Source organism: Streptomyces liliifuscus, assembly GCF_016598615.1.
GTDB classification, from domain to species: Bacteria; Actinomycetota; Actinomycetes; order Streptomycetales; family Streptomycetaceae; genus Streptomyces; species Streptomyces liliifuscus.
Map to the genome: position 1 here is coordinate 5,443,237 of NZ_CP066831.1, position 23,962 is coordinate 5,467,198.

The 23,962-nt window shown below is 67.8% G+C and carries 23 protein-coding genes; 12 read left to right on the top strand and 11 right to left on the bottom strand.

What is annotated here, in order from left to right:
* Position 1: 1 nt before the first annotated feature.
* The gene (locus JEQ17_RS23285; RefSeq protein ID WP_200397033.1) at positions 2 to 868 is read left to right on the top strand and encodes a GNAT family N-acetyltransferase; all 867 of its coding nucleotides are present in this window, start codon (positions 2 to 4) and stop codon (positions 866 to 868) included.
* 158 nt (positions 869 to 1,026) lie between these two features.
* Here JEQ17_RS23285 and JEQ17_RS23290 read toward each other — a convergent pair whose 3' ends face one another.
* Complete coding sequence (locus tag JEQ17_RS23290; RefSeq protein ID WP_200397034.1) at positions 1,027 to 1,446, bottom strand: GlcG/HbpS family heme-binding protein; 420 nt, start codon at positions 1,444 to 1,446, stop codon at positions 1,027 to 1,029.
* Between the two features lie 184 nt (positions 1,447 to 1,630).
* Complete coding sequence (locus JEQ17_RS23295) at positions 1,631 to 2,860, bottom strand: MFS transporter (protein WP_200397035.1); 1,230 nt, start codon at positions 2,858 to 2,860, stop codon at positions 1,631 to 1,633.
* 140 nt (positions 2,861 to 3,000) lie between these two features.
* Between JEQ17_RS23295 and JEQ17_RS23300 the strand changes: the two genes are divergently transcribed.
* A complete protein-coding gene (locus JEQ17_RS23300) occupies positions 3,001 to 3,465 on the top strand; it encodes a MarR family winged helix-turn-helix transcriptional regulator (RefSeq protein ID WP_200397036.1) in 465 nt (154 codons plus the stop codon).
* A gap of 67 nt (positions 3,466 to 3,532) precedes the next feature.
* Positions 3,533 to 3,985 carry a GNAT family N-acetyltransferase gene (locus JEQ17_RS23305; RefSeq protein ID WP_200397037.1) on the top strand — a complete coding sequence of 151 codons (453 nt, stop codon included), beginning with the start codon at positions 3,533 to 3,535 and terminating at the stop codon, positions 3,983 to 3,985.
* A 114-nt stretch (positions 3,986 to 4,099) separates the two neighbouring features.
* Here the strand turns inward: JEQ17_RS23305 and JEQ17_RS23310 are convergent, their stop codons facing one another.
* Together JEQ17_RS23310 and JEQ17_RS23315 are read right to left on the bottom strand one after the other, a co-directional pair.
* Complete coding sequence (locus JEQ17_RS23310) at positions 4,100 to 5,485, bottom strand: serine hydrolase domain-containing protein (protein WP_200397038.1); 1,386 nt, start codon at positions 5,483 to 5,485, stop codon at positions 4,100 to 4,102.
* A 95-nt stretch (positions 5,486 to 5,580) separates the two neighbouring features.
* Positions 5,581 to 6,189, bottom strand: a complete 609-nt coding sequence (locus tag JEQ17_RS23315; RefSeq protein WP_200401665.1) for a class I SAM-dependent methyltransferase — start codon at positions 6,187 to 6,189, stop codon at positions 5,581 to 5,583.
* A 147-nt stretch (positions 6,190 to 6,336) separates the two neighbouring features.
* Between JEQ17_RS23315 and JEQ17_RS23320 the strand changes: the two genes are divergently transcribed.
* Positions 6,337 to 6,921: a helix-turn-helix domain-containing protein gene (locus JEQ17_RS23320; RefSeq protein WP_200397039.1), complete on the top strand. Its 585-nt coding sequence runs from the start codon at positions 6,337 to 6,339 to the stop codon at positions 6,919 to 6,921.
* 115 nt (positions 6,922 to 7,036) lie between these two features.
* On the top strand, positions 7,037 to 7,600 hold the full coding sequence (locus JEQ17_RS23325) for a dihydrofolate reductase family protein (protein ID WP_200397040.1): 564 nt from the start codon (positions 7,037 to 7,039) through the stop codon (positions 7,598 to 7,600).
* A 123-nt stretch (positions 7,601 to 7,723) separates the two neighbouring features.
* Here JEQ17_RS23325 and dnaB read toward each other — a convergent pair whose 3' ends face one another.
* A complete protein-coding gene (gene dnaB, locus JEQ17_RS23330; RefSeq protein ID WP_200397041.1) occupies positions 7,724 to 9,199 on the bottom strand; it encodes a replicative DNA helicase in 1,476 nt (491 codons plus the stop codon).
* A gap of 459 nt (positions 9,200 to 9,658) precedes the next feature.
* On the opposite strand from dnaB, the gene JEQ17_RS23335 reads away from it, so the two are divergent.
* Positions 9,659 to 10,996 carry an MATE family efflux transporter gene (locus JEQ17_RS23335; protein WP_200397042.1) on the top strand — a complete coding sequence of 446 codons (1,338 nt, stop codon included), beginning with the start codon at positions 9,659 to 9,661 and terminating at the stop codon, positions 10,994 to 10,996.
* A 220-nt stretch (positions 10,997 to 11,216) separates the two neighbouring features.
* Here the strand turns inward: JEQ17_RS23335 and rplI are convergent, their stop codons facing one another.
* From rplI to rpsF, 4 genes are all read right to left on the bottom strand, one after another.
* The gene (gene rplI, locus JEQ17_RS23340; RefSeq protein WP_055610620.1) at positions 11,217 to 11,663 is read right to left on the bottom strand and encodes a 50S ribosomal protein L9; all 447 of its coding nucleotides are present in this window, start codon (positions 11,661 to 11,663) and stop codon (positions 11,217 to 11,219) included.
* Between the two features lie 18 nt (positions 11,664 to 11,681).
* Positions 11,682 to 11,918, bottom strand: coding sequence for a 30S ribosomal protein S18 (gene rpsR / locus JEQ17_RS23345; protein ID WP_003949403.1), 237 nt, complete (start codon positions 11,916 to 11,918; stop codon positions 11,682 to 11,684).
* A gap of 57 nt (positions 11,919 to 11,975) precedes the next feature.
* A complete protein-coding gene (locus JEQ17_RS23350; protein WP_200397043.1) occupies positions 11,976 to 12,590 on the bottom strand; it encodes a single-stranded DNA-binding protein in 615 nt (204 codons plus the stop codon).
* Between the two features lie 80 nt (positions 12,591 to 12,670).
* Positions 12,671 to 12,961 carry a 30S ribosomal protein S6 gene (gene rpsF / locus JEQ17_RS23355; RefSeq protein WP_055610618.1) on the bottom strand — a complete coding sequence of 97 codons (291 nt, stop codon included), beginning with the start codon at positions 12,959 to 12,961 and terminating at the stop codon, positions 12,671 to 12,673.
* A gap of 276 nt (positions 12,962 to 13,237) precedes the next feature.
* Here rpsF and JEQ17_RS23360 point away from each other — a divergent pair, with 276 nt between their 5' ends.
* The 3 genes from JEQ17_RS23360 to JEQ17_RS23370 all read left to right on the top strand — a co-directional run bounded on the left by JEQ17_RS23360 (position 13,238) and on the right by JEQ17_RS23370 (position 15,989).
* Positions 13,238 to 13,558, top strand: a complete 321-nt coding sequence (locus JEQ17_RS23360) for a hypothetical protein (protein ID WP_055610617.1) — start codon at positions 13,238 to 13,240, stop codon at positions 13,556 to 13,558.
* A 212-nt stretch (positions 13,559 to 13,770) separates the two neighbouring features.
* The gene (locus JEQ17_RS23365; protein WP_200397044.1) at positions 13,771 to 14,892 is read left to right on the top strand and encodes a lipid II:glycine glycyltransferase FemX; all 1,122 of its coding nucleotides are present in this window, start codon (positions 13,771 to 13,773) and stop codon (positions 14,890 to 14,892) included.
* A gap of 65 nt (positions 14,893 to 14,957) precedes the next feature.
* Positions 14,958 to 15,989: an alanine racemase gene (locus JEQ17_RS23370; protein ID WP_200397045.1), complete on the top strand. Its 1,032-nt coding sequence runs from the start codon at positions 14,958 to 14,960 to the stop codon at positions 15,987 to 15,989.
* Positions 15,990 to 16,090: 101 nt separating this feature from the next.
* Here JEQ17_RS23370 and JEQ17_RS23375 read toward each other — a convergent pair whose 3' ends face one another.
* Complete coding sequence (locus JEQ17_RS23375) at positions 16,091 to 17,605, bottom strand: glycosyltransferase family 87 protein (RefSeq protein ID WP_200401666.1); 1,515 nt, start codon at positions 17,603 to 17,605, stop codon at positions 16,091 to 16,093.
* Between the two features lie 119 nt (positions 17,606 to 17,724).
* The gene (locus JEQ17_RS23380) at positions 17,725 to 20,430 is read right to left on the bottom strand and encodes a transglycosylase domain-containing protein (protein WP_200397046.1); all 2,706 of its coding nucleotides are present in this window, start codon (positions 20,428 to 20,430) and stop codon (positions 17,725 to 17,727) included.
* Positions 20,431 to 20,804: 374 nt separating this feature from the next.
* On the opposite strand from JEQ17_RS23380, the gene JEQ17_RS23385 reads away from it, so the two are divergent.
* The 3 genes from JEQ17_RS23385 to JEQ17_RS23395 all read left to right on the top strand — a co-directional run bounded on the left by JEQ17_RS23385 (position 20,805) and on the right by JEQ17_RS23395 (position 23,959).
* Positions 20,805 to 21,488: a PadR family transcriptional regulator gene (locus tag JEQ17_RS23385; protein ID WP_200397047.1), complete on the top strand. Its 684-nt coding sequence runs from the start codon at positions 20,805 to 20,807 to the stop codon at positions 21,486 to 21,488.
* A 44-nt stretch (positions 21,489 to 21,532) separates the two neighbouring features.
* The gene (locus JEQ17_RS23390) at positions 21,533 to 22,615 is read left to right on the top strand and encodes an inositol-3-phosphate synthase (protein ID WP_200397048.1); all 1,083 of its coding nucleotides are present in this window, start codon (positions 21,533 to 21,535) and stop codon (positions 22,613 to 22,615) included.
* Between the two features lie 78 nt (positions 22,616 to 22,693).
* Positions 22,694 to 23,959, top strand: a complete 1,266-nt coding sequence (locus JEQ17_RS23395; RefSeq protein ID WP_200397049.1) for an MFS transporter — start codon at positions 22,694 to 22,696, stop codon at positions 23,957 to 23,959.
* The last annotated feature ends 3 nt before the right edge of the window (positions 23,960 to 23,962 follow it).

A 23,962-nucleotide genomic window follows, 5' to 3' on the forward strand; every position in this document is an offset into this window, starting at 1 on the left:
CGTGTCGACTCCTTCCCCCGCCTTCCAGCCCATCCGCCGTCTGACGCCACGCGATCTCTCCGCCTGCGCCGATCTCTCCGAGAACCGCGGCTGGCCCCGCGAGGAACACAAGTGGGGCCTCCTGCTCACGGCCGGCACGGGTTACGGCATCGACGACCCCGACGGGGGCCTCGTCACCGCCTGCGTCGTGACCTCGTACGGACCCCAGGACCGCCCCGCCCTGGCCGCGATCGGCATGGTGCTGGTCGCCGAGCGGCACGCCCGCCAGGGCGTCGGACGCAGGCTGATGCGGCACGTCGTCTCCGAGCTGGGCACCACACCGGTGACGCTGCACGCGACGCCGTACGGGCGCCCTCTCTACGAGGAGCTGGGGTTCAAGACCACCGGACGGGTCGAGATGGTCCGTGGTCACTTCGTCCCGGGCGGCCCGGAGTCCGAGGTCGCCACACGTGCGGCCACTGCCGAGGACCTCACCGCGATTCTCCGGCTCGACGAAGAGGTCTTCGGTACCGACCGCACGCACATGATCACGCGCCTGCCCGCCTTCGCCGACGAGCTGCGTGTCGCCGAGGAGAACGGCCGGATCATCGGATACGCGGCCGCCTGGCCCAACCTCGACAACCATGTCGTGGGTCCGCTGATCGCCCGGGACACGGAGACGGCCAAGGCCCTCATCGCTTCGCTGGCCGCCCGCGTCGACGGGCCTCTGCGCACCGATATCGACGTACGGCACGAGGAGTTGCTGGCGTGGGTGAAGGAACGCGGACTCGCTTCCCTGAGTTTCAACGCCGTCATGACGTACGGCATCGCGGAGTTGCCGGGCGACTGGACGCGACGGTTCGCTCCGCTCACGGTGGCGGCGGGCTGAGGGGCCGAGGGTGAGCTCGGCCGACGTCTGAGAGCTCGGCATCTGAATGCTTCACGGTTGCGGCTCGGCGGTCGAGAGCCGACGGCCAACCGAAACGCCTGCCCCGTCCGGGGCAGGCGTTTCGGTGTTTCCCGGCGCTACGGCGCTTTCGGGCGCTCCTAGGCGAGGGTCTTCAGCGCGGCGGTGGCGAAGGCGTGGTCCTGCTCCGGCGCGCCGCCGCCGACTCCGATCGCGCCGATCAGACGGCCGTCGCGGTGGACCGGGACACCGCCCGCGATGAAGAGCAGCGGACGGTCGAGGGCGGTGGGCAGCGTGTGGAAGAGGCCACCCGGCTGCACGGCGTCGACGAGGTCGGCGGTGGGAGCGTCCAGCTGCAGTGCCGTGTAGGCCTTGCGGGTGCTGGTCTCACCGGAGATCAGTACGGCTCGGTCGTCGCGCCGGAAAGCGAGGAGGTGGCCGCCCGCGTCGAGGACGGTGACGCTGACCGTGACGTCGGCGGCTTCCGCGGCACGGCGGGCGGCCGTGACGAGAGCCTCGGCGTCCTGGATGGTCAGCGGGGTGACGGTGGTGGTGCTCATGAGCTTGCTTCTCCTTGATGGGTGGTGCTGTGTGGGGGTGGCGGTTTCGCCGGGTGGTGGCGTGTGGGGGTAGCGGTCTGCCGAGGTGCGGGGAAGGCTTCCTCGGGGCTTCGGTCGGCCGCCGGGACAGCTCCGGCCGGGCGGCCGACCGCGCGAGAGCGGATGCGACCGCCCAGGCAGCGGGTCAGTGGTGAACAGCGGCCTTCTGCTGCGTGGACTCCGCCGCCACTGCCCCGGTGACGACCAGGCCGTCGCCGGTGTCGGCGGCGTCGGTCCGGCGCTCCAGAGCGGCCGAGAGGACGGCGAGGACGAGTGCTGCGGCGGCGAGGACGGCGCCGACCCAGTTGGGGGCGGTGTAGCCGAGGCCGGCCGCGATCACGAGGCCGCCGAGCCAGGCGGAGAGGGCGTTGCCGAGGTTGAAGGCGCCGATGTTCACTGCGGAGGCGAGCGTCGGGGCGCCGTGCGCCTGGTCCAGCACCCGCTTCTGGAGCGGCGGCACGGTGGCGAACCCGAGGGCACCGATCAGCGTGATGGTCACGGCCGCCGCGATCTTGTTGTGCGCGGTGAGCGTGAAGAGGGCGAGCACGACCGCGAGGGCGCCCAGGGAGACGTACAGCATCGGCATCAGGGCGCGGTCGGCGAACTTGCCGCCGACGAGGTTGCCACCGACCATGCCGAGGCCGAAGAGGACGAGCAGCCAGGTGACGGAGCCGTCGGCGAAGCCGCCCACGTTCGTCATCATCGGCGCGATGTAGGTGATCGCCGCGAAGACTCCGCCGAAGCCGAGGACGGTCATCGCCATCGCGAGCAGCACCTGGACGTTCTTGAACGCGGCCAGTTCGTGGCGCAGGCGCACGCCTTCCTGCTTGGGCATGTCGGGGACGAGCTTGGCGATGCCCGCCAGGCCGAGGACGCCCAGGGCGGCGACGATCGTGAACGTCACGCGCCAGCCGGCGGACTGACCGATGAGGGTGCCCAGCGGTACGCCGACGACGTTGGCGACAGTGAGGCCCGTGAACATCATCGAGATGGCGCCGGCCTTCTTGTCGGGCGCGACGAGGTCTGCGGCGACGACGGCACCGATGCCGAAGAAGGCACCGTGCGCGAGCGAGGCGACCACGCGGCCGATCAGCATCACGGAGAAGTCGGGAGCGACGGCGGAGAGCAGGTTGCCGACGATGAAGAGCCCCATCAGGAGCATCAGCATCCGCTTGCGGGACACCTTGGTACCGAGGACGGTCATGAGCGGCGCACCGAACATGACGCCGAGCGCGTAGCCGGTCACGAGGAAGCCCGCGGTGGGGATGGAGACACCGAAGTCACCGGCGACCTCGGGCAGCAAGCCCATGATCACGAACTCGGTGGTTCCGATTCCGAAGGCCCCGATCGCGAGGGCAAGAAGCGCGAGAGGCATGGGGGAGAACCTTCCCAGACGATTGCAGGAGCGCTTTACGTGCGTTGACAATACTTGCAGACGCTGACTAATTGCAAGCGCGGACTATTGCGGCAGTGCTCTATCCTGGTGTCAGCCGCTCCGGTACGGAGGAGAACGCCATGACAGCGACGGACCCCGCGCTCACCGCCCTCGCCCAGGGCTGGTGCGCCCTCTCTCTCCTGCACGGGAGGATCGAGGCGCACATCGAACGGGCCCTGCAGACCAAGCACGACCTGAGCGTGCGCGAGTACTCGCTCCTGGACGTCCTCAGCCGTCAGCACGACGGCGACGGCGGTCATCTCCAGATGAAGCAGGTCGCCGACGCGGTCGTCCTGAGCCAGAGCGCGACCACACGGCTGGTGACCCGCCTGGAGGACCGCAGGCTGCTCTCGCGCTACCTGTGCCCGACCGATCGCCGCGGCATCTACACGAACGTCAGCGAGGCGGGCCTCAAGCTCCTCGCCGAAGCCCGGCCCACCAATGACTCCGCCCTGCGCGAGGCACTCGACGCGGCGGCCATGAATCCCGAGCTGGCTCCACTGGTCCGCGTCGTCGAATCGGCGAGCGTGCCGACGCCCGCGTAGCGAGCGCGGCTGGGCTGCGCACGCTGGGACGCGTCAGCCTCGGGGCAGGTCTGCGTAGGGTGCTGCCATGGGAGATCTTGAGATACGACCGGCTGTCCCGGACGACGTTCCTGCCATCGTCGCGATGCTCGCCGACGATCCTCTGGGAGCGCAGCGCGAGTCACCGGACGACCTGAGCCCCTATTTGGCCGCCCTGGAGCGCCTGAGCGACGATCCCAACCAGCACCTGGTCGTCGCCGTGCGCGAGGGCCGCGTCGTCGGCACGCTCCAACTCACGATCGTTCCGGGCCTCTCCCGCAAGGGTGCGACCCGCTCGATCATCGAAGGCGTACGCGTCCATGCCGACGAACGCGGCAGCGGCCTGGGCACCCGCTTCATCGAGTGGGCGATCGACCGCTCCCGAAGCGAGGGCTGCCAGTTGGTGCAACTGACCTCCGACGTCAGCCGCACCGACGCCCACCGGTTCTACGAACGGCTCGGCTTCACGGCATCCCACGTCGGGTTCAAGCTGCAGCTCTGAGGCGGGCGGATCCTGGCCGCCGAGTCGGTGAACAGATCCATGTGCGGCAAGGAGCGCCGTGTTTCACGTGAAACATCACGCCCCTCCCCGTGCACCTCACCCCTCGCGGGGCACCTAACGGATCCCGCGCCACCCCTCAGCATCCACGCCACCCGGCACGGAAGCCCCCTCCTCGTACGGCTGCCGCGTGAACACGAACGACCCGAGGTCCAGGTGGCCGACCGACCCGTCGGGGCGCTGTACGGCCCTCAGGGCCTCGCCCGCGTAGTAGCCGTCGAGTCCCGTCCAGGTCCCGTCTCCGTTGGCCCGGAAGCGCGAACGCCGGCCGTTGCCGGTCAGCGGCCCCAGCGAAACACCCCCGTCGGCCGTAAGGCGCAGCGCGAAGGCGTGCGTTCCCCAGTACCACGGCCCTGCCAACTCCAGTTCGGAACGGTCGGCCTCGGGCAGCGGCCGCCACGGCTCGGGGATCCGGGGCTCGGCCTCGGCGACGATACGTACGAGATCGGCGGCGACCGTGAACACCGGCGGACCGGAGGTGCAGTTGGCGAGCACGACGGCGGCCAGGTCGTCCTCGACGCTGATCATGAGACCGGCAACAAAGCCGGGGAGGGAGCCGGAGTGCCCCACCAGCATCCGGCCGTCCCGGTACTGGACCTGCATACCGAGGCCGTACGCGCTGCCGGCCGCCACCTCTTCGGCTTCGGCCGGCGCGGCGGGCGTACGCATCTCCCGTACGGACTCGGCGCTCAGAACCCGGTCGTCGCCCTTGGCCAGGAAGACCGCGAAGCGCGCCAAGTCGCCCGTGGTCGACCAGAGTTGACCGGCCGGTGCCATCCGGCCCAGGTCCTCGACGGGCTCGGGCAGCATCACGTCCGCCCAGGGATGCACGGCCCAGCCGCCGGCGTGCGGTGCTTGGGGCTCCGCACCCGTGCGGTTCAACCCCAGCGGTTCGAGCACCTCGTTCCGTAGGGCCTCCTCCCACGGAACGCCCCTCAGTTCCTCCACCAGCGCGCCCAGCAACGTATAGCCGGGATTCGAGTAGTGGAACCGTCGTCCGACGGGATGCCGGTGCGGCTGTTCGCCCAGTACGTCGGCGAGCTCGGGACGCAGCGAGCCGGGGGTGCGCTCCCACCAGGGGGAGGGCGATTCGGCAGCCAATCCGCTTGTGTGCGCGAGGAGTTCGGCGATCGTCGCCTCCCCCGCGCCGGTGCCCGGAAGATGCTTCTCCAGCAGATCCCCCAGGTCCAGGGCGCCTTCGTCGCGCAGCCGCAGCACCAGGACGGCGGTGAACGTCTTGGTGATCGAACCGATCCTGTACTGCACGTTCTCGTCCGGCCCGTGCCCGTCCACCGACGTGCGGGAACCGTGCCACACCGTCTCTCCATCCCGGACGACCGCCGCCACCAGCGACGGCGCCCGCCCTTCGGTCTGAGCGGTGGCGATTCGGTGCAGGAGGGCCCGGCGCGTGGCGGGAAGCAGTTCTTCCACAGGTGTCGTCATGGCCCAAGTCCATCTGTCCTGGCGTCCCGCGTCGAGCGCATTTGAGCCCGCCGCGGGACATCGTGAGCCCGGCGCGGGATCTCACGGCGCCCGGATCACCGCAAGCGTTGCGCGCGCAGGACGGTGTCGTGGGTGTGGTGCGTGCCGGCGGGTGCGGGAGCGGTTCGTGGGCGGGTTTCGTTGATCAGGACGGTCCAGTCGCGGTCGAGGAGTCCGGCGATGTCGCCGGGCTGGTAGTAGTCGCCGGGGTCGAAGCCCTGCTCCGGGCGTGGGGAGAGGTCGGCGAGATCGTGGCTGGCGAAGAGCAGGGTGCCGCCGGGTGCGACGGCGTTCAGCAGGCCGCGCAGCGCGGTGTGGTCCGGCTGGAGTGCGAGCGGGAAGTATTGGACGGACACCAGGTCGAACGCGTCGGCCGGGGGTGGCGTGATGTTCAGGTCGGCCCGTGTCCAGGCCACACGGCCCTCGACGTCCGCTGCAGCGGCAGCGGTGGCGGCGCGCTGAAGGGCGGTGGCCGAGATGTCGACCGCGGTGACCTGCCAGCCGTGTAGGGCCAGCCAGAGGGCGTCGCCGCCTTCACCGCACCCGACATCGAGCGCCTGCCCCGGCGGCAGGTCGGTGACCTCTGTGACGAGCACTCCGTTGGGGTCACCGCTGAACACCTGATCGCGGCTGCGATACATCTCGTCCCAGAACTGTGCGTCCATCGTCCGTTCGTCCATCGTCTGTGCCTCGCCCAGCGGGTCGGATGCCATGGCGCCGGTCGCCGATGGCCTGCCGTCAACCTGCTCCCGCCCATGACGAACCGACAAAGTTCTTTGCGAGAACTGCAAAAGCGTGAGCACAGTGAACGCATGAGCGACGAGTTCGACACCGTGCTGGCCGCGGTCGGGCCGCGGCTGCGCGAGTTGCGGCGCCGCAGTGGGGCCACCCTGACCGCCCTGTCGGAGACCACCGGTATTCCGGTCAGCACCCTGTCCCGGCTGGAGTCCGGGCATCGCAAGCCCGGCTTGGAACTGCTGTTGCCCCTGGCCAAGGCCTATCAGATGCCGCTCGACGAACTCGTCGGCGCCGCGGACCGCCTCGACCCCCGGGTTTACCCGCAGCCGTTCACCCGCAACGGCATGACCGTCATCCCGCTGACCCGCAAACCCGGCGGTCTGCAGGCGTTCAAACAGATCCTCCCCGCGGGCCCGACCGACCGCGAACCCGATCCCCGCTCGCACGAGGGGTACCACTGGCTGTACGTCCTCAACGGACGACTGCGCCTCGTACTCGCCGACCAGGACCTCGTCCTCACCACGGGCGAGGTCGCCGAATTCGACACCCACCTCCCGCACTGGTTCGGCAACGCCGACGAGCGGCCGGTGGAGTTCCTGAGCATCCTCGGCCCTCAGGGCGAGCGCTTCCACATCAGGGCCCGTTACCGACGCGACTGACCGCTGCGCCCTCATCGCTGTCCGGACGGACGACGATGCAGCGTCTCGCCGCCGATGAGTTTTCCGCGCCGCGCCGGTCTGTACGCGTGAGACCGACTCACGGAAGGCTGGCGCCATGCGGAAACTGATCTACGGCATGAACCTGTCCCTGGACGGCTACATCGCCGCGCCCGGCGACGACATCGGCTGGAGCATGCCGAGCGACGAGCTGTTCCAGTTCTGGTCCGACCAGTTGCAGGCGACCGACGTGACGCTGTACGGGCGCAAGCTGTGGCAGACGATGAGCTCCTACTGGCCGACCGGCGACCAGCAGCCGGGCGCCACCCCGGCGCACATCGAGTTCGCGCGCCGCTGGCAGGGCATGTCGAAGGTGGTGTTCTCCTCGACGATCGACAAGGTCGACTGGAACACCCGCCTGGTCACCGACGACGCGGTCGCCGAGATCACCCGGCTCAAGGCCGAGGACGGCGGCCCGATGGACATCGGCGGCGCGACGCTCGCCGGGGCGGCCATGCGGGCCGGGCTGATCGACGAGTACGTGCTGGCCACCGCACCGGTCCTGGTGGGCGGCGGCACGCCGTTCTTCACCGCGCTGGACAACTGGGTGAACCTGAACCTGGTGGAGACACGGACGTTGCCCGGCGGCGTGATCCTGAACAGGTACGAGACGAGGCGCTGAGCGCCCGTCCGGGAGTCGCGGGCCACATGAGAACTGCAAGTCTCATGGCAGTGGCATTTCTGCCATCCATCTGCCGACTGCCGTGAGACTCTGCCAAGGCTTTTGAGACCCTACGGACGACGATCAGGTCTGTGCCATGTCCACGAAGCGGGAGTAGTGGCCCTGGAAGGCGACCGTGATCGTGGCCGTCGGGCCGTTACGGTGCTTGCCCACGATGATGTCCGCCTCGCCGGCGCGCGGCGACTCCTTCTCGTACGCGTCCTCGCGGTGCAGCAGGATCACCATGTCCGCGTCCTGCTCGATCGACCCGGATTCACGCAGGTCGGAGACCATGGGCTTCTTGTCCGTGCGCTGCTCGGGGCCACGGTTCAGCTGCGACAGCGCGATCACCGGCAGCTCAAGCTCCTTAGCGAGCAGCTTGAGGTTTCGCGACATGTCGGAGACCTCCTGCTGTCGGCTCTCCGACCGCTTGCCACCCGACTGCATCAGCTGCAGATAGTCGATGACCACGAGCTTCAGATCGGCACGCTGTTTGAGGCGACGGCACTTGGCGCGGATCTCCATCATCGACAGGTTCGGAGAGTCGTCGATGTAGAGCGGAGCGGCCGAGACGTCCGGCATCCGGCGCGCGAGCCGGGTCCAGTCCTCGTCGGTCATCGTCCCGGAACGCATGTGGTGCAGGGCCACGCGCGCCTCGGCGGACAGCAGACGCATCGCGATCTCGTTGCGGCCCATTTCGAGCGAGAAGATCACGCTCGGCATGTTGTGCTTGATCGAGCAGGCCCGTGCGAAGTCCAGCGCCAGCGTCGACTTACCCATGGCGGGACGGGCGGCGATGATGATCATCTGGCCCGGGTGCAGACCGTTGGTGAGCTGGTCGAGGTCGGTGAAGCCCGTCGGCACACCGGTCATCTCCCCCGACCGCGAACCGATCGCCTCGATCTCGTCGAGCGCGCCCTCCATGATGTCGCCGAGGGGCAGATAGTCCTCGGTGGTGCGCTGCTCGGTGACCGCGTAGATCTCGGCTTGGGCGCTGTTGACGATCTCGTCCACGTCGCCGTCGGCCGCGTACCCCATCTGCGTGATGCGTGTGCCGGCCTCGACCAGGCGGCGCAGCACCGCCCGCTCGTGGACGATCTCCGCGTAGTACTCGGCGTTCGCCGCCGTCGGAACCGTCTGGACCAGGGTGTGCAGATACGAGGCGCCGCCGACCTTGGTGATCTCGCCGCGCTTGGTGAGCTCGGCGGCGACGGTGATCGGGTCGGCCGGCTCGCCCTTCGCGTAGAGGTCGAGGATCGAGCCGTAGATGGTCTCGTGCGCCGGCCGGTAGAAGTCGTGGCCCTTGAGCACCTCGACGACGTCGGCGATCGCGTCCTTCGAGAGCAGCATGCCGCCGAGAACGGACTGCTCGGCGTCCAGGTCCTGCGGCGGCACTCGCTCGAACGCCGAACCGCCGCCGTCCCAGGCTCCGTTGTCCTGACCGCGGTCGTGCTGATCGTCTCTGCCCCGGCCACCGTCGCGGCGCTGGCGGGAGGCGGGCAGACGATCACTGGGACCGCTGTCGGCCCACGGATCGTCCAAGGGCTCGGAAATACTCACCGGGCCACCTCCTCCCGTCCGCCGAGCGGACCTCGCCGTGCCCCTCATTCCTACGGCACGACACTGACAAATGAGATGCCCAACTCCGGTTCTGACGCGTCGGTTTTGTGAGGTTTCCGAGGACGGAGAAGCGAGCGGGTGCCGCACCACGGTAGGCCCGCGGGCACCGTCAGCCAATCTGGTTATCCACAGGCCATGTGGACGACGGCCCCTATGCTGTGGAGAACCCTGCAAAACCTGTGCACGACCCGGTGGACAGGCCTGTGAACAAGCACTCAGCATCATTTCCGCACCGGGTCTGACCTGCGTATATCCCGTCCACCGGCTGTGCAGAAGAAAAACTTTCCCGGTCGGATCAAGATCGATGCGAATGGCGCGCGACAGCGTATCTCGCGAGATCGAAGGTAAGGGTCATTTGATACTTGCATCTCTTACCTGTGGAAGATTAGATTGATGCGCATGACACAGGCTCCTGCGGCGCCCAAGGCCGCCCGGCGTCGGCACGACCGAGAGATCGTCGCGCTGGCCGTTCCGGCCTTCGGCGCACTCATAGCCGAGCCTCTCTTCCTCATGGTCGACACCGCGATCGTCGGCCATCTCGGCACCGCGCAACTCGCCGGTCTCGGTATCGCCTCGGCTCTCCTCGTCACAGCCGTGAGCGTCTTCGTCTTCCTCGCGTACGCCACCACGGCCGCCGTCGCCCGACGGGTCGGGGCGGGCGACCTCCAGGCCGCGATCCGCCAGGGCATGGACGGCATCTGGCTGGCCCTGCTGCTCGGCGCCGCCGTCATCGCCGTCGTACTGCCCACCGCGCCCGCCCTGGTGGAACTCTTCGGCGCTTCTGACACCGCCGCTCCCTACGCCACCACCTATCTGCGCATCTCGGCCCTTGGCATCCCCGCGATGCTCGTCGTCCTCGCGGCAACCGGTGTACTCCGTGGCCTGCAGGACACAAAGACACCCCTCTACGTCGCCGTCGGGGGCTTCGTCGCCAACGGTGCCCTCAACGCGGGCCTCGTCTACGGCGCGGACCTCGGTATCGCCGGCTCGGCTTGGGGAACCGTCATGGCCCAGTACGGCATGGCCGCTGTGTACCTCCTCGTGGTGGTCCGCGGAGCCCGGAAGCACGGGGCGTCCCTACGGCCGGACGCCGCCGGGATACGTGCCTGCGCCCAGGCCGGCGCACCGCTGCTGGTCCGCACTCTCTCGTTGCGCGCGATCCTGTTGATCGCCACCGCCGTCGCCGCCCGACTCGGAGACGCCGATGTCGCCGCGCACCAGATCATCCTGTCGCTGTGGAGCCTGCTCGCCTTCGCCCTCGACGCCATCGCCATCGCGGGTCAGGCCATCATCGGCCGCTATCTCGGCGCCGGAGACGCGCAGGGAGCCCGCGAGGCCTGCCGCCGCATGGTGGAGTGGGGCATCGGCGTCGGCGTCGTGCTCGGCGGGCTGGTGATCGTCAGCCGCCCCCTGTTCCTGCCACTCTTCACCAGCGACTCAGTCGTCCATGACACGGCACTGCCCGCCCTGCTCATGGTGGCGCTCTCCCAGCCGATCTGCGGGATCGTCTTCGTACTGGACGGCGTGCTGATGGGCGCGGGGGACGGCCCGTATCTCGCATGGGCCATGATCCTCACCCTGGCGGTCTTCGCTCCGGTGGCACTGCTCGTGCCCGTATTCGGCGGTGGGCTGACCGCGGTCTGGGGAGCGATGACCCTCATGATGACCGTGCGAATGCTGACCCTGTGGCTGCGCACACGCTCGGGTCGCTGGATCGTCACGGGCGCCACACGCTGAGCAAACCCGCTCCGGCGTCGCGGAGGTACGTGAGGTCGCTCGGTTTCACGTGAAACAACGAGCATCCCGAACCGTTCCTCGACGACGGATTCGCTTTGTTTCACGTGAAACACCCGCCGCCGGTGACTCTCGTCGGAGGCGCTCCCTTCCTGGAGCCCAGGAAAACAGTGAGGGCCGCACCCTTGGGGTGCGGCCCTCACGTGTACTGCTAGTGCACCGCTTACGCGGCGACGACCTCGATGTTGACCTTGGCGGCAACCTCGGGGTGCAGACGCACGGACGTCTCGTGAGCGCCCAGCGTCTTGATCGGCGAGCCCAGCTCGATGCGGCGCTTGTCGACGTCGGGGCCACCGGAAGCCTTGATCGCCGAGGCGACGTCAGCCGGGGTGACGGAACCGAAGAGACGACCGGCGTCGCCGGAGCGAACGGCCAGACGGACCTTCACACCTTCGAGGCGGGCCTTGATCTCGTTGGCCTGCTCGATGGTCTGGATCTCGTGGATCTTGCGAGCACGACGGATCTGCTCGACGTCCTTCTCGCCACCCTTGGTCCAACGGATCGCGAAGTTCCGCGGGATCAGGTAGTTGCGAGCGTAGCCGTCCTTGACGTCGACGACGTCGCCCGCGGCGCCGAGGCCGGAGACCTCGTGGGTGAGGATGATCTTCATGTTTCGGTCACCCTTCCCTTATCGCGCGGTGGAGGTGTAGGGCAGCAGCGCCATCTCACGGCTGTTCTTCACAGCCGTGGCGACGTCACGCTGGTGCTGCGTGCAGTTGCCGGTCACGCGGCGGGCACGGATCTTGCCGCGGTCGGAAATGAACTTCCGCAGCATGTTCGTGTCCTTGTAGTCCACGTACGTGACCTTGTCCTTGCAGAATGCGCAGACCTTCTTCTTAGGCTTGCGCACAGGCGGCTTCGCCATGTGTGTTTCTCCTGTGTGATCAAGAAGTGTGGGTACGGCCCACCCTCAGCCCGTGGGCTAGAAGGGGGGCTCGTCCGAGTAGCCGCCGCCGGAGCCGCCGGCAGCGCCGCCGGAGCTTCCGCCCCAGCCGCCACCGCCGCCGCCCTGCTGGCCGCCGCCTGCAGGAGCACTGGTCGCCCAGGGGTCGTCGGCGGGAGCGCCGCCGCCCTGCGGCTGACCGCCGCCGGAGCCTCCGCCCCAGCCGCCGCCCTGCTGACCGCCGCCGCCACCGCTGCCGCCGCCGCTGTAACCGCCCTGGCCGCCTCGACCGGTGGTCTTGGTGACCTTGGCCGTGGCGTTCTTCAGGCTGGCGCCGACTTCCTCGACGTCCAGCTCGTAGACCGTGCGCTTGACGCCCTCACGGTCCTCGTAGGACCGCTGCTTCAGCCGGCCCTGCACGATGACGCGCATGCCTCGCTGGAGCGACTCGGCGACGTTCTCCGCCGCCTGACGCCAGACCGAGCAGGTCAGGAACAGGCTTTCGCCGTCCTTCCACTCGTTGGTCTGACGGTCGAAGGTGCGGGGAGTGGACGCGACACGGAACTTCGCGACCGCCGCACCGGACGGGGTGAAGCGCAGCTCGGGGTCGTCGACAAGATTGCCGACGACCGTGATGACGGTCTCGCCTGCCATGGGGGAACCTCTCGGCGGGTTTGCTGCTGGCTGCTTTTGGTGCTGCTACTCGTTGTCCGAGATCAGCTGAGCTGGAGAGCTCAGTGGGTCTCGGGACGGAGGACCTTGGTCCGGAGGACCGACTCGTTCAGGTTCATCTGGCGGTCGAGCTCCTTGACGACCGCAGGCTCGGCCTGCAGGTCGATGACCGAGTAGATGCCCTCGGGCTTCTTCTTGATCTCGTACGAGAGACGACGACGGCCCCAGGTGTCGACCTTCTCGACCTTTCCGTTGCCCTCACGGACGACGGAGAGGAAGTTCTCGATCAGGGGGGCGACAGCGCGCTCCTCGAGATCGGGGTCGAGGATGACCATCATTTCGTAGTGACGCATGTGGAACCCACCTCCTTTGGACTCAACGGCCACGGTCGTTCCGTGGCAGGAGGGTTGTGATGCGTAAGCAACGGTATCGGCCACCACTGACAATCGGGCCCACCGATCAGCGAACCGAGCGGGGGATCGTGTCATGGCCCGGGCAGACACCGGTGCAGACGGTACAGACTACCTGCACACCGGCTTGCGGTTGAAATCCGGGGCCCGAGACCGTCAATCTGTACACATCGGGTGTGTATGGCGCTACGATGCGCCGCCTTCCGCAGGAGGTGCCACATGGCACAGGCATTGCGACCCAACTCCAAGACCGTCGGTTCTCTCTTCGCCACCGACCACAAGCCCCATCCGCTCCAGGACACCCTGCTCGCCGTGACCCTCGTCCTCGGAGTGACGGCCTTCGTCACCGCGATGTTCCACAGCCTCCATCTGCTCAGCTCGTGGACGGGACTGGTGGGCATCCTGACCGGGGCGGCCGGACAGTTCGTCTCCGTGACGACCCGGGAGCGCTTCGGGCTGATCCTGGGTCTCGGTGCCTCCGGCGTCGGATTCTTCCTCGGCATGGCTCACGGCGGCCTCTTCGGCGGCGTCATCGGCTGACCGGCGCCCCGGCTCCCGGGAGCCGCCGGCCCGCGGTCTCCCCAACCCCCGGCCCCACGGCCGGACAACACCTCCGGGTGCCCCGGCCACGTATTGGTCGGGGCACAGGTTCCATACGGCCAGACGAGGCGCTCGCAGGGCGCAGTAGGCTTCGGCGCGAGAGCCGGAGCCCTTGTACCCATGGGGACACACCAGCCCGAGGAGCGCCCCGAATGAGCCTGACCCTGAGGACCATCAGCCGTGAGCAGCATCTGGCGTACATCCAGAATCTGCCCGCGGCTAGCCACATGCAGGTCCCGGCCTGGGCAGACGTCAAGGCCGAGTGGCGCTCCGAGAGCCTCGGATGGTTCGACAACAGGTCCAGCGAGATGGTCGGCGCGGGTCTCGTGCTGTACCGCCAGCTGCCCAAGATCAAGCGCTACCTCGCCTATCTGCCCGAGGGCCCGGTCATCAACTGGTTTGCGCCGAATCTGACCGACTGGCTGGATCCGATGCTCGCGCACCTCAAGCAGCAGGGTGCCTTCTCCGTGAAGATGGGCCCGCCGGTGATCATCCGCCGCTGGGAGGCCGCTTCGATCAAGAAGGGCATCCAGGACCCGGACGTGAAGCGCCTGCGCGACATCGAGGCGGACTTCATCGAGCCGCGCGCCTTCGAGGTCGCCGACAAGCTGCGGCGCATGGGCTGGCAGCAGGGCGAGGACGGCGGGGCGGGCTTCGGCGACGTACAGCCCCGCTACGTCTACCAGGTGCCGTTGGCCAACCGGTCGCTGGAAGACGTCCACAAGGGCTTCAACCAGCTCTGGCGGCGCAACATCAAGAAGGCCGAGAAGGCCGGCGTCGAGGTCGTCCAGGGCGGTTATCAGGACCTGGAGGAGTGGCAGCGCCTCTACGAGATCACGGCCCTGCGCGACCACTTCCGGCCTCGACCGCTCTCGTACTTCCAGCGCATGTGGACGGCTCTCAACACCGAGGACCCCAACCGCATGCGGCTGTACTTCGCCCGGCACGAGGGTGTGAACCTGTCCGCCGCGACGATGCTGGTCGTCGGCGGGCACGTCTGGTACTCCTACGGAGCCTCCGACAACATCGGGCGTGAGGTCCGGCCCTCGAACGCGATGCAGTGGCGGATGCTGCGCGACGCTTACGCGCTCGGCGCCACCGTCTACGACCTGCGCGGTATCTCCGACTCGCTGGACGAGACCGATCACCTCTTCGGCCTCATCCAGTTCAAGGTGGGCACCGGTGGGCAGGCCGCCGAATACCTCGGTGAGTGGGACTTCCCGCTCAACAAACTGCTCCACAAGGCGCTCGACATCTACATGTCGCGCCGCTGACGTACCAGAATTCGCCTTCATACCTCTGATACACCGCTGCCACGAGAAAGGTTCCAGGTCCGGCCATGGCGCTCACGCTCTACGTCGACACCGCACGCTGGCGGGCGCACCACAAGCACGTGTCCGAGCAGTTCCCGGGGCTCGTCCCGGTCTGCAAGGGCAACGGCTACGGCTTCGGCCATGAGCGGCTCGCGGACGAGGCCACCCGTATGGGCTCCGACGTCCTCGCCGTGGGCACGACGTACGAGGCCGCACGGATCAAGGACTGGTTCGGCGGCGATCTGCTCGTGCTGACGCCGTTCAGACGGGGCGAGGAGCCCGTACCGCTGCCCGACCGGGTCATCCGCTCCGTGTCGTCCGTCGACGGCGTCTACGGCCTCGTGGGCGCCCGTGTCGTCATCGAGGTCATGTCCTCCATGAAGCGGCACGGTGTGAGCGAGCAGGACCTGCCCCAGCTCCACGCCGCCATAGAGAACGTGCGCCTTGAGGGCTTCGCGATCCATCTGCCCCTGGACCGCACCGACGGCTCGGACGCCGTCGAGGAGGTCATCGGCTGGATGGACCGGCTGCGTGCGGCCCGGCTGCCGCTGCACACCATGTTCGTCAGCCACCTCAAGGCCGAGGAGCTCGCCCGGCTGCAGCAGCAGTTCCCGCAGACCCGTTTCCGCGCCCGCATCGGCACGCGGCTCTGGCTGGGAGACCACGAGGCCACCGAGTACCGCGGAGCCGTCCTGGACGTCACCCCCGTCTCCAAGGGCGACCGTTTCGGCTACCGCCAGCAGAAGGTCGCTTCGGACGGCTGGCTGGTGGTCGTCGCGGGCGGTACGTCGCACGGAGTGGGCCTGGAGGCCCCGAAGGCCCTGCACGGCGTCATGCCGCGCGCCAAGGGCGTCGCCAGGGCCGGCCTCGCCACGGTCAACCGGAACCTCTCACCGTTCGTCTGGGGCGCCAAGCAGCGTTGGTTCGCGGAGCCCCCGCACATGCAGGTCTCGATCCTCTTCGTGCCCTCGGACGCCCCGGAGCCGAAGGTCGGCGAGGAGCTGGTGGCCCATCTGCGGCACACCACCACTCAGTTCGACCGCATCGTGGAGCGCTGACAGCGGGGGACCAAGCCTCGCGCGCAGACGACGCACAGACGAAAGGCCGTACACGGAGTCCGTGTACGGCCTTTTACGTGGCTCGCCCATGCCCTGTTCGCTCAGGGCGAACGCGGCTTCGTCGGTTCGTCGTCGGTGCCCCACTCCACGTACGGCCCGTCGAAGTGTGCCGCGTGCCGCGGCGGGTGGGCCGCGGCTCCCAGGACGAAGACGTCCTGCGCGCCGTCGAGCACGCCACCGGACGGGTCGTCGTCACCGGACCGGCGCACCACGTCCCGCTCCGGCATGAAGATGTCGCGCACGATCACCGCGCACAGATACAGCGTCCCCAACAGGTGTACGGCGATGGCCAGTTGGTACCCCTCCTGCGGCAGTCCCTTGTGGGCGTCTCCGCTGGTCGTGTACGCGAGGTACATCCAGATGCCGAGGAAGTACGCCACCTCGCACGCCTGCCAGATCAGGAAGTCCCGCCACTTCGGACGGGCCAGCACGGCGAGGGGCACCAGCCACAGCACGTACTGCGGTGAGTAGACCTTGTTGGTGAGGATGAAGGCCGCGACGATCAGGAACGCCAGCTGGGCGAAGCGCGGCCGGCGCGGAGCGGTCAGCGCAAGGGCCGCTACGCCCACGCAGGAGATCAGCATCAGCACCGTGGCGAACGTGTTGACCGTGTCGGTGTCGAACGGGGTCTCCATGCGCTGGGACAGGATCAGCCAGAAGGAGCCGAAGTCGACGCCGCGTTCCTGGCTGAACGTATAGAACTTCGACCAGCCCTCGGGCGCGAGCAGCATGACCGGAAGGTTCACGACCAGCCAGGAGCCGGCGGCACCGAGCAGTGCCGTACCGAACTCCCGCCACCTGCCCGCGCGCCAGCACAGTACGAGCAGCGGCCCGAGCAGCAGCGCGGGATAGAGCTTGGCGGCCGTGGCGAGCCCCAGCAGGACTCCGAAGGCAAGGGGGCGGCTCCGTGCCCACATCAGCATCGCGGCGGCCGTCAGAGCGACGGCCAGCAGGTCCCAGTTGATAGTGGCGGTCAGCGCGAAAGCAGGCGCCAGGGCGACCAGCAGGCCGTCCCAGGGGCGCCGCCGGTGAGTGCGGGTCACGCAGACGGCGATGACGGCCGCGCACGCCATCAGCATCCCGGCGTTGACCATCCAGTAGACCTGCTCCTGATCCTGGATGCTGCCGCTGCCCGGCGTCAGCCATGAGGCGACCTCCATGAACACTCCGGTCAGCACCGGGTATTCGAGGTACTCCATGTCGCCTTCGAGCTTGTCGAAGTACGGCACCAGCCCGTCGGCGAATCCCCGCCCCTGGTAGAGGTGCGGGATGTCCGAGTAGCAGGCATGCGTGTACTGAGAGCTGGCCCCGAAGAACCAGGCGCCGTCGTAGCAGGGCAGCTTCTGCACCATGCCTAGGGCGAACATGCCGATCGCGACGAGCGCGATGACCCGCACGGGAGTCCACCAGGACGTCCCGAGCAGCGCACGCCGCCCGAGAGGACCACCGAACAGTTCACTGCCGGTCGCGGCGACCGGGTCCTCCTTGGTCGGCCGCACCAGATCTGGCTCGTGCACGCTCGCGCGCGTCGTTTCTGCACTGGGCATGCCGCACATCCTGCCGTACGCGCCTAGGAATACGCCGAGGGCCGTCGCACCGAGTCGGTGCGACGGCCCTCGTTTCACGTGAAACACCTCACTGCGGATGTTTCACGTGAAACACCCCGTGGAGGCAGCTATCCGGTTGATCCTCCGAAGAGGCCGCCATTGCCATTACCTCTGGTATTGCCTGGATCCTCGGATTCCGTGGGTGAGGACGTCACGCCGCCGTCTGTGCCGCCGGTCTCGGTTCCGCCCGTTTCTGTCCCGCCGGTGTCCTCGCACTCAAAGTTGCCGAAGGGGCCACAGGTCTCGCTCGCGGAGGGCGAGGGACTGGTCTCAGTCTCGCTGGGCTCCGTACTGGGCTCGGTCTGCTCCTCTTCGGTCTCTGTGGGCGTGGGGGTCACGCTCGGGCTCGGAAGGTCGTTGACCACCTCACCGATGGGCTCGGCCTCCGGGAACTTCTCGGGCGTCGTGCCCTTGAGCGCCTGCTCCATGTAGTCGTGCCATACCTCGGCCGGGAACGACGCACCGTGGATGGTCTTCTGGCCACCCGTGCCGTACATCTCCAGGAACGGACGACTCTTCTTGGTCTCGTCGTCGTCCATGCGGTACATGCTGATGGCAGTCGACAACTGCGGCGTGTATCCGACGAACCAGGCGGACTTGTTGCCGTCCGTCGTACCGGTCTTACCGGCCACCTCACGCCCGTCGAGCTGGGCCGAGGTACCGGTTCCGTCCTCAACGACGGTCTTCAGGACGTCGGTGACGTTGTCGGCGACCTGCTCGGTGAAGGCTTCCTTGGCCTCGGACTTGTGCTTCCACACGCTGCTGCCCTCGTACTCGACCTGCCTGACCGAGAACGGGTCGTTCTGCTTCCCGCTGGTCGCGAACGTCGCGTACGAGCCGGCCATCCGGATCGCGCTGGGGTCGGAGATGCCGATGGAGAAGGACGGGAAAGTGGTACCCGTCAGGCTGTTCGGCCTGAGGCCGGCGTTTTCCGCCGCCTTCTTCACCTTGTCCAGACCGACGTCCATGCCGAGCTGCACGAAAGCGGAGTTCGCCGAGACCCTCATGGCTTCACGCAGGTCGACCTGGTAGTTCGGCGGAGTGCCGTACGACGCGTCGTCGTCGTTGGTCTGGAGCCACTCCTTGCCCTTGTCGTTCTTCCAGATACTGCCGTCGTAGGTCTTGATCTTGAGTTTGTTCTTGCCGCTGTAGAAGCTGTCCGGCGAGACCTTGGTGCGTTCGTCCTGCGCCTGGGACTCACCGAGTTCGGGGTCGCGCTTACCGTCCTGCATGGCGGCCGCCAGGACGAACGGCTTGAACGTCGATCCGACCGCGGCACCGGTCTCGTCGGCGTTGTTGGTGAAGTGCTTGGTCGCCGACTCACCGCCGTAGATGGCGACGATGGCACCGTCCTTCGGGTCCACGGAAGCCCCGCCGAACTGGACGTGCGTATCCGTCTTCGGGCGCAGCTTCGTATTGAGGTTCTCCTTGCGGACCTTCTTCACGGCCTTTTCGAGGTCGTTGACCTTCTTCTTGTCGAAGGTCGTGTGGATCTCGTAGCCGCCCTGCCGGAGCTGTTCCTCGGTGATGTCGGTGTTGTTGATGACGTAGCCCTTGGCGAGATCGACGAGATAGCCGATCTGGCCGCCCAGCTCAGAGCTGGACCGCGGGTTCTGGAGCTTGGGCAGGTCCTTGAACTCGGCTCGCTCCGAGGCCGACAGGTGCCCGTCCTTGACCATCTCGTCGAGGATCCAGTTCGTGCGATACGTGGCCCTCTCGGTGTTGGCCTCGCGCGTGGCGGCCGGGTCGATCGCCGTCTGTCCCGCGGGGTCGTAGTACGTGGCACCCTTCAGCACCGCCGCGAGGAAGGCGCACTCGTTCGCCTTGAGGTCAGTCGCGTCCTTGCCGAAGTACGAACGCGCCGCCGCCTGCAGACCGTAGGAGGAGCGGCCGTAGTAGGCGGTGTTCAGGTACCCCGCCATGACCTCCTCCTTGGGCACCTTGCGGCCCACCTTGATGGAGACCAGGAGCTCCTTGAACTTCCGGGACACCGTCTGCGACTGGTCGTTCAGCATCGCGTTCTTCACATACTGCTGGGTGATGGTCGAGCCGCCCTGCGTCTCGCCGCCCTTGGCCATGTTGAAGAGCGCACGGCCGATACCCACGGGGTCGATGCCCTTGTCGGTCTCGAACTTCTTGTTCTCGGCCGACATCACGGCGTACCGCATCGCCTTGGGGATCTGCTCGTACTTGATGTTCTGGCGGTTGGTCTCACCGCCCGTGGACACCATCGGCTTGTTGTTGGCCCAGTAGTAGACGTTGTTCTGCGCCTTCGCGGCCGCCGCGACGTCCGGCACGCCCACCATGGCGTACGCGACGCCCGCCACGGCCATCAGACTGCCGCAGAAGCCGATGAACGTACCCGTCACAAGCTTCCACGAGGGCACCCAACGTGCCCATCCGTACTTGCCCGCGCGCGGATAGTCGATGATCCGCTTCTTGTAGGGGTCGGGACCGCGCCCTCTGCCCCGCCCAGGGCCGTTCGGCCCGCCGGGACCACCACGCCGGCCGCCACCACTGTGGCCGCCGTGCCCCGCCCCGTCGGCGGCTCTGCGCCTGCCACCGCTGGTGCTGCTTCTCTGTGCCGCCCGTCGGGCCTCGGCACGGCTGCCGAACGGGCGATCCTCACCTCCCGAGTCATACGAGTCGGAAGGAGACCCGGTGGCGCTTCGCGGCGCCGCACGGCGGCCGGAGGACGACCCGGTCTGGCCGCGTCGGGCCGCGGCACGTCCGCCGCCCTGCGGCTGCGGCGGTTTGCGACGGTGCTCGCTCATCGAACGATTACTCCTCGGGCAGGCGCACCTGAGCGCGCCTGGAAACGGCGGCTGGTTTCCGGTCCCCCCGAAGTACGGATGCGGTCGTTCTTACATTCATCCGTACTGCACCGAGGACGAGGACGTCCCCATGCGTCACTCGGTTCCCGGTGGTTTGCATGGCGCACAGACTACGCACCGTCAAAACCTGCCTAGTACCGAAGTTCATCTCAAATCAGGCAACTTGCTTCCTACGAATCGGTGATGTGACCCCGTTCACGATGCCCCCTCTTGTCGCATGCAGCGGACCGATCTATCGTTCTGATGTATCGAGTCGATACATCAGCTCGGCATAAAGACCGTCACGGCAAGACCGCGGCAGAGAGGAGGCGACGATGAGCCGGCGTTCCGGGATCCTCGAGTTCGCCGTCCTCGGCCTGCTCCGCGAGTCCCCGATGCACGGCTATGAGCTGCGCAAACGCCTCAATACGTCACTGGGTGTGTTCCGTGCGTTCAGCTACGGGACGCTCTACCCCTGCCTCAAGACGCTGGTCGCCAACGGCTGGTTGATCGAGGAGCCGGGGAACACCCCCGAGGACGCGCTCGCGGCGCCACTCTCAGGGCGTCGCGCCAAGATCGTCTATCGGTTGACGGCCGAAGGTAAGGAGCATTTCGAGGACCTGCTCTCGCAGACGGGTCCCGACGCGTACGAGGACGAGCACTTCGCCGCTCGCTTCGCCTTCTTCGGCCAGACGTCACGGGACGTACGGATGCGGGTCCTCGAAGGCCGCCGCAGCCGTCTCGAGGAGCGCCTGGAGAAGATGCGTGCCTCTCTGGCGCGCACCCGGGAGCGACTCGACGACTACACCCTTGAGCTCCAGCGCCACGGAATGGAGTCCGTGGAGCGCGAAGTGCGCTGGCTGAACGAGCTCATCGAGAGCGAGCGGGCCGGACGGGACCAGCAGCGTCCCGAACCGGACGGCTCCGCTCAGCATGACAGCACATCTGGGGAGTCGGGCGGCCTGCCCCGGCCCGGGGACACTCCCGGGCCGGATCCGTCCGATGACACTGCCACGTGAAGTCCCCTCAGGGCTTCACCGAGTACACACAGGGAGCAACCGGAATGGGTTCGGTTCGCGTAGCCATCGTCGGCGTGGGCAACTGCGCCGCCTCGCTGGTTCAGGGCGTCGAGTACTACAAGGATGCCGATCCGGCGTCCAAGGTGCCCGGCCTGATGCACGTCCAGTTCGGCGACTACCACGTGGGTGACGTCGAGTTCGTCGCCGCCTTCGACGTCGACGCGAAGAAGGTCGGCCTCGACCTCTCGGACGCCATCGGTGCCAGCGAGAACAACACCATCAAGATCTGCGACGTCCCGAACAAGGGCGTCACGGTCCAGCGCGGTCACACCTACGACGGTCTCGGCAAGTACTACCGCGAGACCATCGAGGAGTCCGCCGAGGCCCCGGTCGACATCGTCCAGATCCTCAAGGACAAGCAGGTCGACGTCCTCGTCTGCTACCTGCCCGTCGGTTCCGAGGACGCGGCGAAGTTCTACGCCCAGGCCGCCATCGACGCCAAGGTCGCCTTCGTCAACGCCCTCCCGGTCTTCATCGCCGGCACCAAGGAGTGGGCGGACAAGTTCACCGAGGCCGGCGTCCCGATCGTCGGCGACGACATCAAGTCGCAGGTCGGCGCCACCATCACGCACCGTGTGATGGCGAAGCTGTTCGAGGACCGCGGTGTCCGTCTTGAGCGCACCATGCAGCTCAACGTCGGCGGCAACATGGACTTCAAGAACATGCTGGAGCGCGACCGCCTCGAGTCCAAGAAGATCTCGAAGACGCAGGCCGTCACCTCGCAGATCCCCGACCGCGACATGGGCGCGAAGAACGTCCACATCGGTCCCTCGGACTACGTGGCCTGGCTCGACGACCGCAAGTGGGCGTACGTCCGCCTCGAAGGCCGTGCCTTCGGTGACGTCCCGCTGAACCTGGAGTACAAGCTCGAGGTCTGGGACTCCCCGAACTCCGCGGGTGTCATCATCGACGCCCTGCGTGCCGCGAAGATCGCCAAGGACCGTGGCATCGGCGGCCCGATCCTCTCCGCGTCGAGCTACTTCATGAAGTCGCCGCCGGTCCAGTACTTCGACGACGAGGCCTACGACAACGTCGAGAAGTTCATCAAGGGCGAGGTCGAGCGCTAAAACGCTTGATGTGCCGCTCTGTTGAGGGTCCCCGGGTCGCAAGCCCGGGGACCCTCCTCGTATGTGAGGCTGTGCCCCATGGCTGTCGTGCGTGACCTGCGCGTCCTCCTGCGCTTCGGGAACTTCCGGCGTCTGCTCGCCGTCCGGCTGTTGTCGCAGGGTGCCGACGGCGTCTATCAGGTCGCGCTCGCCACATATGTCGTCTTCTCACCGGAGAAGCAGACCTCGGCGGCGGCGATCGCCTCGGCAATGGCCGTCCTGCTGCTCCCGTACTCCCTCGTAGGCCCCTTCGCCGGCGTCCTGCTGGACCGCTGGAGTCGCCGCCAGGTCTTCCTGTACGGGAACCTGCTACGGGCGGCGCTGGCCGCTCTGACGGCCGTCCTCATGCTGAGCGGCGTGCCGGACTGGCTCTTCTACGCGTCCGCCCTGTGCGTGACCGCGGTCAACCGGTTCGTCCTGGCGGGCTTGTCCGCCGCACTGCCCCGCGTCGTCGACTCCGAGCGCCTGGTGATGGCCAACTCCCTGTCACCCACGGCCGGAACGCTCGCCGCGACCGTGGGCGGCGGTCTCGCTTTCGTCGTCCGTCTGGTCGCCTCGGACTCCGACGCGGCGGTCGTCCTCGTCGGAGCGGCCCTCTATGTGTGCTCCGCGCTCGCCTCGCTGCGCCTGGCGCCGGACCTTCTGGGCCCCGACCGGGAGTTGGTGCATCCACGGTTGAAGGCAGCACTGGTCGGTACGGCACACGGCCTGACGTCAGGCGTACGCCATCTGGCCGAGCCCGGACGAAGGGAGGCCGCCCGGGCCCTGGCCGCGATGACGCTGATGCGGTTCTGCTACGGCGCCCTGACGGTCATGGTGCTGATGCTCTGCCGGTACGCCTGGTCGTCGGGCTCGGACGACGACGGGCTCGCCCTCCTGGGCCTGGCCGTGGGTATCTCCGGAGCGGGCTTCTTCGCCGCGGCGGTGCTGACCCCGGCGGCGGTCGGCCGACTGGGTCCCAGCGGCTGGATCATCGCCTGTGCCGGATCCGCCGCGGTCCTGGAGCCGGCGCTCGGGCTGCCGTTCGCCGAAGTGCCCATACTGGTCGCGGCCTTCGTCCTCGGTCTGACCACCCAGGGCGCGAAGATCGCCACGGACACCGTGGTCCAGTCATCCGTCGACGACGGTTTCCGTGGCCGGATCTTCGCCGTCTACGACGTTCTGTTCAACGTGGCCTTCGTCGGCGCCGCCGCGGTGGCCGCGCTGATGCTGCCTCCTGACGGCCGCTCAGTCGCGCTGGTGGTCACGGTGGCCGTTATCTACGGGGCAGTTGCTGCGGCTATGGCCCGCTTTGCTCGGCAGTAAGTG